The sequence below is a fragment of the Rheinheimera sp. genome (assembly GCF_036782235.1).
In the GTDB taxonomy this organism is placed as follows: domain Bacteria; phylum Pseudomonadota; class Gammaproteobacteria; order Enterobacterales; family Alteromonadaceae; genus Pararheinheimera.
The window spans coordinates 103,858-118,058 of record NZ_DAIPZL010000009.1 but is presented as its reverse complement, the minus strand read 5'-3'; the positions used below and the strand labels follow the sequence as shown (position 1 = coordinate 118,058).

Annotated in this window: 14 protein-coding genes; 5 read left to right on the top strand and 9 right to left on the bottom strand. The window is 49.5% G+C overall.

All coding sequences use genetic code 11. The annotated features are described in order from the left end of the window. Positions 1–25 precede the first annotated feature (25 nt). Positions 26–892 carry a class I SAM-dependent methyltransferase gene (locus V7P87_RS11545; protein ID WP_333797566.1) on the bottom strand — a complete coding sequence of 289 codons (867 nt, stop codon included), beginning with the start codon at positions 890–892 and terminating at the stop codon, positions 26–28. Next, the gene (locus V7P87_RS11540; protein ID WP_333797565.1) at positions 855–1,466 is read right to left on the bottom strand and encodes a Slp family lipoprotein; all 612 of its coding nucleotides are present in this window, start codon (positions 1,464–1,466) and stop codon (positions 855–857) included. The genes V7P87_RS11545 and V7P87_RS11540 overlap by 38 nt, the downstream gene beginning before the upstream one ends. 377 nt (positions 1,467–1,843) lie before the next feature. Here V7P87_RS11540 and V7P87_RS11535 point away from each other — a divergent pair, with 377 nt between their 5' ends. Beyond that, positions 1,844–3,253 (top strand): alkaline phosphatase, encoded by a 1,410-nt coding sequence (locus V7P87_RS11535; RefSeq protein ID WP_333797564.1) that lies wholly within the window; start codon positions 1,844–1,846, stop codon positions 3,251–3,253. A 95-nt stretch (positions 3,254–3,348) separates the two neighbouring features. Here V7P87_RS11535 and V7P87_RS11530 read toward each other — a convergent pair whose 3' ends face one another. The 7 genes from V7P87_RS11530 to V7P87_RS11500 form a co-directional block, all read right to left on the bottom strand. Then, positions 3,349–3,912: a chalcone isomerase family protein gene (locus tag V7P87_RS11530; protein ID WP_333797563.1), complete on the bottom strand. Its 564-nt coding sequence runs from the start codon at positions 3,910–3,912 to the stop codon at positions 3,349–3,351. Beyond that, positions 3,872–4,387 (bottom strand): DUF2878 domain-containing protein, encoded by a 516-nt coding sequence (locus V7P87_RS11525; RefSeq protein ID WP_333797562.1) that lies wholly within the window; start codon positions 4,385–4,387, stop codon positions 3,872–3,874. The genes V7P87_RS11530 and V7P87_RS11525 overlap by 41 nt, the downstream gene beginning before the upstream one ends. Then, positions 4,384–5,139: an SDR family NAD(P)-dependent oxidoreductase gene (locus tag V7P87_RS11520; protein WP_333797561.1), complete on the bottom strand. Its 756-nt coding sequence runs from the start codon at positions 5,137–5,139 to the stop codon at positions 4,384–4,386. The genes V7P87_RS11525 and V7P87_RS11520 overlap by 4 nt, the downstream gene beginning before the upstream one ends. A gap of 200 nt (positions 5,140–5,339) precedes the next feature. Beyond that, positions 5,340–5,654 (bottom strand): hypothetical protein, encoded by a 315-nt coding sequence (locus tag V7P87_RS11515; RefSeq protein WP_333797560.1) that lies wholly within the window; start codon positions 5,652–5,654, stop codon positions 5,340–5,342. 221 nt (positions 5,655–5,875) lie between these two features. Next, the gene (gene tsaB, locus V7P87_RS11510) at positions 5,876–6,577 is read right to left on the bottom strand and encodes a tRNA (adenosine(37)-N6)-threonylcarbamoyltransferase complex dimerization subunit type 1 TsaB (protein WP_333797559.1); all 702 of its coding nucleotides are present in this window, start codon (positions 6,575–6,577) and stop codon (positions 5,876–5,878) included. After that, the gene (locus V7P87_RS11505; RefSeq protein ID WP_333797558.1) at positions 6,574–8,520 is read right to left on the bottom strand and encodes an ATP-dependent DNA helicase; all 1,947 of its coding nucleotides are present in this window, start codon (positions 8,518–8,520) and stop codon (positions 6,574–6,576) included. The genes tsaB and V7P87_RS11505 overlap by 4 nt, the downstream gene beginning before the upstream one ends. Positions 8,521–8,781: 261 nt before the next feature. Continuing rightward, a complete protein-coding gene (locus tag V7P87_RS11500; protein WP_333797557.1) occupies positions 8,782–9,114 on the bottom strand; it encodes a hypothetical protein in 333 nt (110 codons plus the stop codon). A gap of 537 nt (positions 9,115–9,651) precedes the next feature. Between V7P87_RS11500 and hisG the strand changes: the two genes are divergently transcribed. The 4 genes from hisG to hisB are packed head-to-tail and all read left to right on the top strand — an operon-like array spanning position 9,652 to position 14,188. Beyond that, on the top strand, positions 9,652–10,560 hold the full coding sequence (gene hisG, locus V7P87_RS11495; protein ID WP_333797556.1) for an ATP phosphoribosyltransferase: 909 nt from the start codon (positions 9,652–9,654) through the stop codon (positions 10,558–10,560). A gap of 3 nt (positions 10,561–10,563) precedes the next feature. Further along, complete coding sequence (hisD, locus tag V7P87_RS11490; protein WP_333797555.1) at positions 10,564–11,940, top strand: histidinol dehydrogenase; 1,377 nt, start codon at positions 10,564–10,566, stop codon at positions 11,938–11,940. Next, entirely contained in the window at positions 11,940–13,118 is a 1,179-nt protein-coding gene (gene hisC, locus V7P87_RS11485) for a histidinol-phosphate transaminase (protein ID WP_333797554.1), read from the top strand. Before hisD ends, hisC begins: the two co-directional genes overlap by 1 nt. Beyond that, the gene (gene hisB, locus V7P87_RS11480) at positions 13,118–14,188 is read left to right on the top strand and encodes a bifunctional histidinol-phosphatase/imidazoleglycerol-phosphate dehydratase HisB (RefSeq protein WP_333797553.1); all 1,071 of its coding nucleotides are present in this window, start codon (positions 13,118–13,120) and stop codon (positions 14,186–14,188) included. Before hisC ends, hisB begins: the two co-directional genes overlap by 1 nt. The last annotated feature ends 13 nt before the right edge of the window (positions 14,189–14,201 follow it).

Sequence of the window (14,201 nt, the reverse complement as noted above, 5' to 3'; positions counted from 1 at the left end):
TCAGGCTGACCATCAACCATAGGTGTTATTGCAGCGGTTTGGTAAATTTCAGTGTCATCCGGTCGCTTTCACCAATGGCCAGATATTTGTTTTTGTCCAAAGCGCCCATCGCCAGTGTCGGTGGCAACGCATACACCCCTTTAGGATAATCTTTACTGTCTTTGGGGTTGGCATTAATTTCTGAGCGGTCAACCAGCACAAAACCGGCCTGTTGCGCCACGGCAATCACATAATATTCATCCAGATAACCTTCACCGGCGCGGCTGGAAATTTCTGATAGACGGCTGGATCTGTGTTCAACAATACCCAGGGTGCCGCCTGGTTTGAGTACATCAAACAAAGCACGGTATACGTCCAGTAAATAACCTTCTTCGTTCCAGATATGTGAGTTTCTGAAACTCAGCACCATATCGTATTGATTCACTTGGCCGGGTTGCATCAGGCCTGGTGGATCAAATTCAGCACTTTTGACTTTGCCAAAATGTTCAGGGTGCTCGTCGATGTCTTGTTCCAGTTTTTTTGCTAGTTTGGCCCAGAAAATTTTGCGTTCGTCTTCCAGGGTGCCGTCGTTCTGACGGAAGTTTGCAATGGTCAGTTGACCTTTATCTTTCAGGTAAGGTGCCAGAATTTCGGTATACCAGCCACGGGCGGGCCAGACTTCAAGCACCGACATCTCTGGCCTGATGCCAAAAAAAGTCAGGGTTTCCACCGGATGACGGTATTGATCACGATGTTTGTTATCTGCCGAGCGATAATCAGAGTCCACCACCTGCTGCAGTGCCGATACCGGCACCGTTTCGGTATTAGCAGCAGTCAGGTGAAAGGCTGCACAGCATGCAACCAGACTAAAATACTTAACGCTGCTGCGAACCTTGTTGCGAATTTTCAACATGACCTGACCCTTGTGCTGGTTTTTCACCTGTTGGAATTGTTGTTCTGATCCGGATCGCCGGGCCATAGCCCCAATACGGATAAGGTGTGCGCCACATTGGCCAGGGGTCAATCACATCGACTCTGGTTTCCTGCTGCTTTGGCCATAAATATACTTTGGCTTCTTTGATCACCGGATAAATATACTGATATTGATCCACCATACCGGCTTCCGGCTGACTTAAAGCGCCGAGCACAGTCACGGATTTACCTTGCTGGAACACCATAGGGTCAACAAACCCCTGAATATACGCAACAAAACGGCCATCGGTTTTATCGGCAACCTTGGGTCGGCCTGAGCTGTTGGAAGGGAAATACACCACTTCAAGACGGGTATCGTTGGCGTTATTCTGCACCTTGGCAATGACACCACTCCAGCGTGCTGTACCTTGTTGCACCCCACCCTGAGTCGCGGCCTGATAACTGATCAATGTTGTGCCTTCGCTGACTCGGACTGGCTCCGGATAACTGGCACAACCGCCGAGCACGAACATACTGCCGAACAATACAGATAACGATGCTGATAACAATTTCATACTACATTTCATCCTGTAACTGACTGAATGACACAGCAAAAACAACAAGTAAGAGCCAGTTTAACTGAATAAGTTCAGGCTTTTTGCTTCCTGCCTGGCAGCACGCTACAACAAATGGCAACATAACTGAGCAGCTCCGGACATCGCTGCATCACAGCCCGCTGTTTCACAATAAGCGAGCGGCCCAAGTTGCGCAAGCCAGTGCTGAGCGCTTTTTTACAAATCATCAATCTGTCACCTGCCGCAATTAAACTGCCGTCAAACCTTGCACTGGCTGTTAAGGCTGTACTTTTTAGCACAACGGCTTAGAATCGCGCGCTGTGCTGTTTATTTGATGTATTGCTACCGGGCTCGCCCGGGTTTACAGGATTTTCGAAATGATCAAAAAAGTTGTATTGTCCGCCCTGTTTGCTGCCATGTGCCCGGTACTGGCGCAGGCTGCGCCAAAAAACATTATTTATATGATTGGCGACGGTATGGGGCCGGCTTATTTATCGGCCTATCGTTATTACCAGGACAATCCGGCCACCAAAAAAGTGGAATCGACGATTTATGATGAACTGTGGGTCGGTGTAGCCACGACTTACCCGGACGATGACACCATAGTCACAGACTCAGCCGCCGGTGCTACAGCTCTTGCCACCCAAATCAAAAGTTATAATGGTGCGATTTCGGTTAATCATAGCCATCAGCCGCTGAGCACTTTATTAGAAATTGCCAAAGGCCAGGGCAAACACACCGCCATTATTTCAACCTCTCAGATTAACCACGCTACCCCAGCCAGTTTTATGGCACATAACAAAAGCCGGAAAAACTACAACGAAATCGCCGACGATTATGTCGATAACAAAGTCGGCAACAAACCGGTGGCCGATTTAATGTTTGGTGGTGGTACTCAGTATTTTGTCCGTAAAGATCGCAACCTGGTGCAGGAATTTCAGCAAGCAGGTTTTCAGTATGCCGACAACTGGCAACAACTGGAACAAATAAGTACTGTGCCAGCTCTGGCGCTGCTGGCCCAGGTGGGTTTGCCAAGTGCGCTGGATAACCCGGTCAAACAACCGCTGGCGACTATGACCAGTAAAGCGCTGTCGCTGCTGCAAAACTCTGAGCAGGGTTTTGTCATGATGATTGAAGGCAGCCAGATTGACTGGTGTGGTCATGCCAATGATATCGCCTGCGCCATGGCAGAAATGGACGATTTTGCCAAAGCCATTGCGGTGGCTAAAGCATATGTTGACAACAACCCTGACACCCTGCTGGTGATCACGGCCGATCATGAAACCGGCGGTTTATCTTTAGGCGCTGAAGGTGATTACGCCTGGAATAAAGACGTGATTAAAAAGGTAAAAAACACCGCACCTGAAATTGCCAAAGCACTGGTGCAAGCCAAAGAAACCGACCTGAACAAAGTGTGGCTGGAGAAAACTTCTTTGATGCTGACCGATGCGGAACTGAAGCAATTACAACAGGCCCGCAGCACTGCAGCCGCCAGTTTTGCCAAAATTGCCGGTAAAACTATTGCCGACCAGCTGGAAACTGAAGCCGAAGCACTGAAAGCGCTGGCAAAAGTGGTGAAACAGCATATCAACCATTATTCACGCACCGGCTGGACCAGCGGCGCGCACACAGCTATTGATGTGCCTGTACTGGCCTGGGGCAAGTACAGAGCTGATTTTGCCGGTTTTCAGGACAACACTGACATTGCCCGTAAGCTGATCCACTATGTAAGCCCACAAATGGCTAATAATGGCAAAGCAGAAACAACAGCAGCCGGTTCGCACTAAATTTGCTGACAAAAAAACCGGCAGTAATACGACTGCCGGTTTTTTATTTTGTCAGGCTTTATCTGCTGCGGCTTTGGTTGTTCAGCAGGGGCTATTTAACCTGAAGTGTTATCCTGGCCTAAGGCCAATAACTGGCTTCGAAGCTCTGGTGCTGTGGTTTTTTCCGACAACCAGATATCAAAAAAAGCCGAGCCAAAAGCCGGATCACTGGTTCGCCCTAACAGATTGTGATTAAAATAAAAATCAACCAAACCGTCCGGTCTTAACACCGCAGTCAGAGTGTCACCTTTACTGACATCCCGCCATAAAGTCCCCAGCTCACCGGCCCAAACTTTATGCTTTTTATCCAGTTTGCCCTGCTGGATTTTCCACTGCTGCATTGTGGCATCAATAAAATCCTGCTTTTTAATATCGCGCTGATAGGTCAGCTCCAGTTTCAGCGGCACACTTTGCTGATAATCAACAAAACGACCGTCACTGCTAAATAACCTGGCCTCATATAAATCCCAGAACCAATAACTGTATTGACCCTGGCCGATGATTTTAAAACTGCTGTCGCTGTGGTCATTGCTGTTTGCAACAGTCACAGTTGAACAAAGTGCAGCGGCCAGCAGCAGACTAACGACCGGCAGCTTTGGCATCAAAGCGTAAAGTTTCATGTTGATTGCTCCATAAAAACCGGTAGTGCACAAAAACCGCCATCAGTAACGACCAGCACAGCGCCAGCAACAACGACAATTCCAGCACAGGCTGATACAACAGCTCTCCTCCCAGCACACTACCGCCCCAATAAGCCAGAGGCCCGCCAACGGCACCAAACAAAGCGGCCAGCCACCAATAACGCAACAAATCCGCAAGCACCTGTACCAGCATTAGCGCAAAGCAAGCCCAGAGCACCATCATCCAGATGGGCAACAGAGTATTGCCGGCAAAATTTAACCAGCCGCTTGCCACCAGCACAGAATCCAGCAACACGCCACAGAGGGTGAGAAGCAGCACTGCCAGCCTGGCTTTGTGATGCAGCCGCAACATGGCAAAACCCCAATACAATAATACCGGCAACATCAGCAGGTACTGCCAGTACACCAGTGCCAGCCAGCACAGTTTAAAGGCGACAACATAAATAATTTTCATCGTTTGAGCCCCGCCGCCACTTTTTGCCTGAAGCTATAAGGCAACAGATTCAGCAGCTGCAAACTGAAACTCAGCCGAAGCGGAAAACGACAACGTAATTTGCCATCTGCTATTGCTTTACGTACCCGCGCTGCGGCATCCGCTACCGGCAATAAAAACGGCATGGCAAAGTCGTTTTTGCGTGTCAGCGGAGTGTCCACAAAACCGGGTTCAATCAGGCTGACCTGAATGCACTGGCCGGTTAAATCCAGCCGTAAACTGTCGGTAAAATAACTCAATGCCGCCTTGCTGGCGCCATAAGCTTCAGCTCTGGTAAAAGGAAATAACCAGGCCAGACTGCTGACAATAGCCAGCTGCGCTCGGCCTGAATTGCCTGCGGCAGAGTTTTTTAACAGCGGCAGCCAATACTTTACGGCCGCCACTACCGCAAAAAAGTTCACGGCAAAGGTGCGCTCAAAAGCAGCTAACTCCAGATTGTCAGCGTCAACATATTCACAGCTGCCGGCATTTAAAATCAGTAAATCGACCGAAGGTAAGACAGCGGCAATAATACCGGCACTTTTTTCCATCGCCGCACTGTCAGTCAGATCCAACACCAAAGGCTGGATCAGGGCCGACTGCTGACTTAATTGCAACAAACGCTCTTCAGAGCGGGCTATCGTCAACACCCGCCAGCCATCAGCGGCATATTGCAACGCCAGCTCACGGCCAAGACCGGAACTGGCGCCGGTAATTACACAACATTTTTGCATCCGATCACCCGGCGTTATCTGCACAAATACACTTAATAGTGCATACGTTGGCAATGACCAGCCGGATTAGTTGTGGCTAAGCAAGATCAGTAAATAACAGCTAAAAGATTTGTAGATTTGAAGATTTGAAGATTTGAAGGTTTGAAGGTTTGAAGGTTTGAAGGTTTGAAGGTTTGAAGGTTTGCACAAAAAGCAGAAGATCAGGCAAATAAATCCACACTAAACATTTGCTGAATTTCTTCGCGTTTTTGCTGATTGGCCAAACTTTTATACGCATCCAGCGCCCGTTGATTCTGACCAGAAGGATTGTCATAGCCGGTGCGGCCGGCATTTTGGCGTTCATCATCGAGCAAACTTAACACTGCAGCCGAACTTTTAACGCCATTGCCCTGCGGCGATTCAGCAGTTTTGTCCGTTGCCGTTGAATTTGGTGCAAGAGCACGGGACTGCCGGCCGGCAAAGACTTCGGCGACATTCGGGCTTTTGCTGATATTCTGGCTGACTGCAAGGCTCATAACGTAGAATTTTTTGCTGAAATTATCTGCATTATAACGGCAAAACTGCAATTGCCAAGCCGCTGTTTCAGATATTACTGATAAAGCTGCAGGCCTTGTCTGTATTGGCTTACAGCCAAATTAAAAGCGGCAATTTTTTGCCGCTTTTGCACTCTTTTGGCGCTTTAGCCAGCACATCAGGCTAAAAGGCGGTTTATTACAATAAACTGAACTGTTTTTTGTTAACGGCCAGGCAGTTTTTGCCAGGTCACTTCATCCCTTACATAAGTTGGCTCGGCAAGCTCAGGCGCCACAAAAAGCCCTTTGGTTAAAGCAACCTGACTCAACACCAACATATCCTGTGCAGACGGATATAAAATCTGTGGGCAGATGTGTACCTGCTGCCAGGCGGTCAACGCATCAGGGTAAGTCTGAAAACCAGTGCCGACACCAAACACTTTGGCAGCGCCAAAACCAGCGGGTACATCGGCCGCCACCAATTCAGCGGGTTTACGGGCAATTTCTTCACCTGCCAGCTGCATCAGGCCAGCTGCATCGAGCTGATAACAACCCAGATACACTTCCGCCATCCGCGCATCAATGGCCGCCACCACTTTATCAGCGTGATAAAGCCGCTTGGCCGCCTGCGCCATAGCCGCCAAAGTTGACACACCATAAAGCGGCACACCAGCGCCAAAAGCCAGCCCTTGCGCCACACCCACCCCAATCCGCACACCGGTAAAACTGCCGGGGCCACGGCCAAATACAATACCGTCCAGATCTTTCAAAGCAATACCGGCCTGACTTAATAACTGCTGCACCATAGGTAACACTCTTTTGCTGTGTTGCTGCGGGCAGACTTCATCCAGGCTCAGGATCTCAGCACCAATCTGCAGCGCCACAGAGCAGGCTTCAGTTGAGGTATCCAGCGCTAATAATTTCAATCTTGTTCTCCACTACTGTGAATATGTTCTAAAAATTCAATCGCTTGCCCTACATCCCGACTGCGTTTCATCGGCGGAAGCGACTTGATAAAAACTTCACCATAAGGCCTTGTCACTAAACGGCTGTCGCAAATGGCCAGCACGCCCCGGTCGGACACATCACGAATAAGCCGCCCCACCCCTTGTTTTAAGGTGATCACCGCCTGCGGCAGCTGCACCTGAGCAAAAGGATCCTGGCCACGCAGTCTGGCGTCTTCACTACGCGCCTGCAACAAAGGTTCATCCGGGGAGGCAAAAGGCAATTTGTCGATAATGACACAACTTAAAGTGTCACCCCGCACATCCACCCCTTCCCAGAAACTGCCGGTGCCCAGCAGCACTGTGTGTTTGAGCTCCACAAACTGCTCCAGCAAAATACGTTTGCTGGTACTGCCCTGCACCAGAATAGGCAAATTGATATAAAGTGGCAGCTCCTTGGCCATCCACTGCAACATACGGTGGCTGGTAAACAGGAAAAAACAGCGGCCGTCGTTGGCATTGATCAGCTTCACCGCCAGTTCCAGCACAGCTTTGTTAATACGCGGATCTGTTGGCTCAGGCAAATACCGTGGCACCAGCAGCATGGCCTGATTCGGGTAATCAAAAGGGCTGTCCAAAAGCATGGTTTGTGCGTTTTGCAGCCCCATCTGATCGGTAAAATGGTCAAAACCTTCATCCACAGACAAAGTGGCCGAGGTAAAAATCCAGCTGCGTTTTTTTTGTTCAGCCTCGCGGGCAAACACCAGCTCGTTAAATTTGTCGGCGATGCTGAGCGGCGTGTAATGCAAACTGATGGTGCGGGCTGTGGTTTCATACCAGAAGCTGACGCCGGTGCGCTCTACGTCCAGTAGTTTTTCCAGCCTGGCTTTGGCGGTCGCCAGACGTTCATAACAGCTGTCGACCTGATCAGAGCGGCCCAGGCTTGATTTTAATACCAGATACAACATCTGCATCGCGTCCTGAATGCGGCTCATCGCCACTTGCATCTCAGGGCGCTGGTAACAATCGCGCCAGTTGCCTTTTTGTGGATCGCCTGGCAACAGCAAACGCCAGTCGCGCACTAAAGCTGCTAATTTATCGGCAGTTTTTGCCAGTTGTGGGTGATCGCGTAACTGGGTTTTACAGGCGAGCTCAATATCACGGCACAATTCAGCCAGCAATTTTGACGACACCGACTCGCCAAAATATTCGCTGGCGATATCTGGAATTTGGTGCGCTTCATCAAAAATCACCACATCCATATTCGGCAACAGTTCACCAAAACCAGTGTCTTTGAGCGCCATATCAGCAAAAAACAAATGATGATTCACCACCACCAAATCGGCGTTCATGGCTTTTTTACGGGCTTTGAGTAAATAACAGTCTTCAAAATCCGGGCAGTCTTTGCCAAGGCAGTTGTCACTGGTGCTGGTGACATAAGGCAAAGCTTTGGAGTCTTCGGCAATATAAGTCAGCTCACCAATATCACCGCTTTGGGTTTCGCTGGACCACTTTTTAATCAGGCTTAAATCCTGGATCAGCACATCGTCTTTCACCGGTACATGCTGGTAATGCTGGGTAAGCCTGAATAAACATAAATAGTTGGCGCGACCTTTTAATAAGGCCGTTTGCAGCGGCAAAGCCAACGCATTTAATACTTTAGGTAAATCGCGAAAATACAGCTGTTCCTGCAGGTTTTTGGTACCTGTGGATAAAATTACTTTTTTACCGGCAAGCAAAGCAGGCACTAAATAAGCGTAAGTTTTGCCTGTGCCTGTGCCCGCTTCCACCACCAAAGCTGAACCCTGTTCAATACTTTGTGCCACCGCCATCGCCATTTGTTTTTGTGCGTCACGGGCTTTAAAACCGGCAATATTCTGTGCCAGCACGCCATCGTCGGCAAAAGCCGCAGCTACAGCATGCATCAGCGCTGCTCCGGCAGTGGCAATAGGTGTAAGCACAACAAATTCAGCAGAGACAAAAGCACAACCTTGGGCGGGAAAAGGGCCTGCTATTATGCCGTTGCCAGGCGAGCCCTGCAAATCACATCAGGCTTTGTGCTTGATAAAACCAGGTTGCTGAATTTGGGCTAATGACTTTGTGCCGCTGCATTTGCCGTGGCACAGAACACAGTGCTGCTCAGACAGCGGCAAACAAATGCCAATTGCAGCAGTAAAAGGTGCAGTTTAAATATAAATATCCAGATGACCGTCGGCATCCGCATGCTGATCCTGCTCCGGTGTCACGGCATGACCTGTGGGCAATAAATGTAATTCGCTGTTTTGGGTTTGCTCTGCAGCGGCTGAACCCTGTTCATGCGGCATCCCCTGCTGTTGTTGCGGCTGTTGTTGTGGTTCTTGCTGATGACGTCTGGGGTCGCGCATCCCGACTCTGTATTGTTGTTCAGTGGAGGCTTCGCCGTGGATGCGCTGATATTTGCTGACAGGCAAAATCAGCCGGTTGTTTGGTTCTACCGGCGTATTGGTTACCCTTGGCAAATAGGGAAATAACACGTCCATCTTCAATACCTGTATGGTGTGGGCAAGGCAGCGCAGCCATTTACCTCTGTAATTACACCTTATCGGCGGCGACCAGCCAAACTTAAATGCACAACCGGCAAATCAGCAGCAAAAATCCAATCAAACTATACAACCTGACCATTTTTTAAGCTTTATTGTTCATATTTTTTTATGCCAAATAAATATAAGAAAAAACACTCCACTCAACAAAATAGAATCAAACACACAAATATCAATAACTTAATAAGATAAACATCTCAAGAATGTCTGAAAAAATTTTTAATAGCACTCTTGTCAGCCGAAATAAAAGCCGATAACTTGTATAACAACTTTGACGGCCACAGTGGCTATCACCAATACCGAGATTTTTATGATTCAGCGTACAACCCATCATCATCACCATCAGCCGAAATAGCCATTCAGGTTAAGTCGCTGAGGGGCTATTGAAGTAGCTCCGGTGCGGTGAATCATCAGACACAACCCCGGAACTACGCCGGGGTTGTTGTTTTTTAGGGTTTTAATAAAGGAAGTCATCAGATGTCTGCCAGCACCGAAAGCAAAAGATTACGTATCGCCATCCAAAAATCAGGTCGTTTATCTCAGGATTCACAAGCGCTGCTTACCAGCTGCGGCCTGAAAATTAATCTGCGGGAACAACGGCTGATTGCCCATGTGGAAAATATGGCGATTGATTTACTGCGGGTGCGCGACGACGACATTCCGGGTTTAGTGATGGATGGCGTTTGTGATTTAGGCATTATCGGCGAGAACGTGCTGGAAGAAATGTCATTGCAGCGCCAGCTGGACAACGAAAGTTACGACTACACCGTATTAGCACGGCTGGATTTTGGCGGTTGCCGTTTATCCATCGCAGTGCCGCAGGAAGAAGATTATCAGGGGGTGAAAAACCTCGAAGGCAAAACCATTGCCACCACTTACCCAAGACTTTTGAACCGTTATTTAAAACAAAACGGCGTGAATGCCCGTATTGTCAATTTAAAAGGTTCAGTGGAAGTGGCACCACGCGCAGGCTTGGCCGATGCCATTTGTGATTTGGTATCCACCGGCGCCACGCTGGAAGCCAATGGTTTAAAAGAAGTGGAAGTGATTTACCGCTCTAAAGCAGTGCTGATCCAGCGCCGTGATTTAGACGATCAAAACCAGTTAAAACTGATCAACAAACTGATGCCACGTATTGCTGGCGTAATGCAAGCCAATGAAAGCAAATACATTATGCTGCACGCCCCCCGCGCCCGTCTGGCCGATGTAATTGCATTATTGCCAGGCGCCGAGAACCCGACTTTGCTGCCACTGGCCGGCAATGACGACTTGGTGGCTTTGCATGTGGTTAGCAGCGAAACCTTATTCTGGGAAACTATGGAGCAGCTGAAGGCGCTTGGCGCCAGCTCCATTCTGGTACTGCCGATTGAAAAAATGATGGAGTAACAGATGCTGAACCTTCAGATCAACAACTGGAGCAACCTGGATAACAAAGCGCAACAAGCTTTGTTAGCCAGGCCCAAACTTCGTAGCAAAGCCGATTTATCTGCCCAGGTGGCCGCTATTATCGACACAGTGCAGCAACAAGGGGATGAAGCGCTGCGGCTTTTTTGCCAGAAATTTGATGGCATTAGCATCAACAACTTTGCGCTTTCAGAAGCTGTGCAGCAACAAAGACTGGCGCTGTTAAACCCGGACGCCAAAGCCGCCATTGAGCTGGCTTATGCCAATATCCGCACTTTTCACGCTGCGCAAAAGCCGCAAGATATCAAACTGGAAACCAGCCCAGGTGTGGTCTGTGAGCTGAAATACGCCGCTTTTGACAGTGTCGGTTTATATATTCCGGGTGGCAGCGCACCACTGCCTTCCACTGTGTTGATGCTGGGTGTACCGGCGCAGCTCAGTGGCTGTGCGCGCATTGTGCTGGTCACTCCGCCGGGTCAGCCAAACGCAACGGATATAGCACCGGAAATTATTTACGCAGCCAAACTTTGTGGCATCAGTGAAATTTATACCGTCGGCGGCGCTCAGGCCATTGCCGCCCTTGCTTATGGCACTGAAAGTATTCAAAAAGTCAGCAAAATTTATGGCCCGGGCAACAGTTATGTCACCGAAGCTAAACAGCAAGTGAGCGCAACTGCAGAAGGTGCGGCTATTGATATGCCGGCCGGCCCTTCGGAAGTGCTGGTGATTGCCGATGAAAGCGCCAATCCGGCTTTTGTGGCCGCTGATTTATTGTCTCAGGCCGAACATGGCCCTGATTCACAAGTGGTATTGGTGAGCGACAGTGAAACCTTACTCACCAACACCCTGACAGAATTAAATCTGCAGCTTGCTACCCTGCCACGCGCCGACATCGCCCGTCAGGCGCTTGGCAACAGCCGTTTTATTCTGACGCCGGATTTAGCAACAGCTGCTTTGGTGTCCAATTTATATGCACCTGAACACTTAATTATTCAGACCGCTCAGGATGACAAGTTGCTTGGTAAGCTCAGCAACGCCGCCAGCATTTTTGTCGGCGCCTGGACCCCTGAGTCGGCCGGTGATTATGCCAGCGGCACCAACCATGTGTTACCCACCTATGGTTATAGCCGCACCCACTCAAGCCTGGGTTTATTGGATTTTTACCGCCGTTATACGGTGCAGACTTTAACGGCCCAAGGCATGCAGAATATTGGCCCTGCTATTGTCACTTTGGCCAAGGCCGAAGGTTTAGCAGCGCACGCCAATGCGGTGTCACTGCGATTGGCGGCACTTGCTGGCCAAGCTCGCAATGAAACAGACAAAACCAAGCTGGCCAATCCGGCGTTAGAAGGAAATCAATGATGAGCAGTGTGAATCCATTAGCCCGCGATCTGGTAAAACAGCTGACCCCTTATGCCTCAGCGCGCCTCAGCATGAGCGGTGGTTCTGTCTGGCTGAACGCCAACGAAAATGCCTTAGCGCCACAATATCAACTGTCCGGCAGCTACAACAGATACCCGGATTGTCAGCCACCGGCGTTAATTCAGGCTTATGCCGCTTATGCCGGTGTTGAACCCGAACAAGTGTTGGTGAGCCGCGGCGCCGACGAAGGCATTGAGCTGTTGATCCGCAGTTTTTGTGAACCTCAAACTCAGAGCCAGGACCAAAACCAGAACGGCGACAGCGTGCTGATTTGCCCGCCCACTTATGGCATGTATGCCATTAGCGCCGAAAGTAATCAGGTGCGCCGCACTCTTATTCCTTTAAAAACCGGGCCGCTCGCAACAGAATTCACGCTGGACACCGATGCGATTTTTGCCGCGCCAACGCCAAAACTGGTGTTTATCTGTAGCCCGAATAACCCAACAGGTGATTTAATTCCGCGTCAGCAAATTATTGATGTGCTTGAATTTTATAAAGATAAAGCACTGGTGGTGGTGGACGAAGCTTATATTGAGTTTGCACCAGAAGCCACAGTACTAAACCTGCTGAATGACTATCCGAATTTAGTGGTGCTGCGCACTTTATCCAAAGCTTTTGCGCTCGCCGGCCTGCGTTGTGGCTTTACCCTGGCAGCGCCCGATATTATTAACGCGCTGAAAAAAATGATAGCCCCCTACCCGCTGGCCGCACCCGTTGCTGACATTGCCACCCAGGCGTTATCAAGTGAAGGCCAGGCGCGCATGCAACAAAGTGTCAACACCATCAATCAGCTGCGCGATACTTTTATACAATTTGCCAATAACCAACAAGGTGTGCTGAAGGTGTATCCGTCGAACGCTAACTATGTGTTATTGCAGGTGAAAGATGCTGCGGCTTGTGTGGCGGCTTTAGTGAAAGAAGGCATTTTAATTCGTAACCAATCCAGTCAGCTGGGACTGTCGCAAGTGGTGCGGGTGTCTATTGGTAACCCCGAAGAAATGGCCTTGGTACAGGATGCTTTAGCACGGTTTTTCCGGCAGGAAAACAGCAGCGGCACGACCAATACCAACAATACAGCAAATACAAATTCTCAACTTTTTAGCGCAGGAGCAAACTAATGTCGGGCCAGGCTATTTTATTTATCGACCGTGACGGCACTATGGTGGAAGAGCCAGCCATTGATAAGCAGTTGGATTCTTTAGAAAAACTGGCGTACGAACCGGGTTTGGTGCCAGCACTTTTGAAGCTGCAGGATGCGGGTTACAGCCTGGTGATGGTGACCAATCAGGATGGCCTTGGCACCAGCAGTTTCCCGCGCGACACCTTTGATGCACCGCACAACAAAATGATGCAGCTGCTGAACTCACAAGGTATTAAGTTTGCTGACATTCTGATTTGCCCGCACTTTGAGCGCGATAACTGCAGCTGCCGCAAGCCTAAACTCGGGCTGTTAAAAGACTACCTGCAGCAAGGCCGTATCGACTTTACCAATTCTTTTGTGATTGGCGATCGCATCACCGACGTGCAGCTGGCCGACAATATGGGCCTGCCCAGTTTCCAATATGACAGAAACACCCTGGGCTGGGCCGAAATAACCAAACGCATTTTAAGTAAAGGCCGCACCGCCACTGTGGTACGTACAACCCGTGAAACCGACATCAGCGTCAGCGTGGATTTAGACAATAAAGGCGGCAACAGCATCAGCACAGGCGTTGGCTTTTTTGACCACATGCTGGATCAGATTGCCACCCACGGCGGTTTTTCACTGCAAGTGAGCGTGAAAGGTGATTTGCATATTGACGACCACCACAGTGTGGAAGACACAGCGCTGGCGCTCGGTCAGGCACTAAAACAAGCCATTGGCAACAAACGCGGCATTAACCGTTTTGGTTTTGTGTTGCCGATGGATGAATGCCGCGCCGAATGCACTTTAGATTTATCCGGCCGGCCGCTGCTGAAGTTTGACGCCGATTTAGGCACTGGATTAGTGGGCGAGCTAAATCTGGAGATGGTGCCGCATTTTTTCAGAAGTTTAAGTGACGCCATGTTAATGACACTGCATTTATCGGTGAGCCCTGGCAATAAACACCATATGGTAGAAGGTTTATTTAAAGCTTTTGGCCGCGCTTTGGGTCAGGCCATTTTAAAAAGTGGTGACGCGCTGCCAAGCAGCAAGGGTGTTCTATGACCACGGGTTTTAT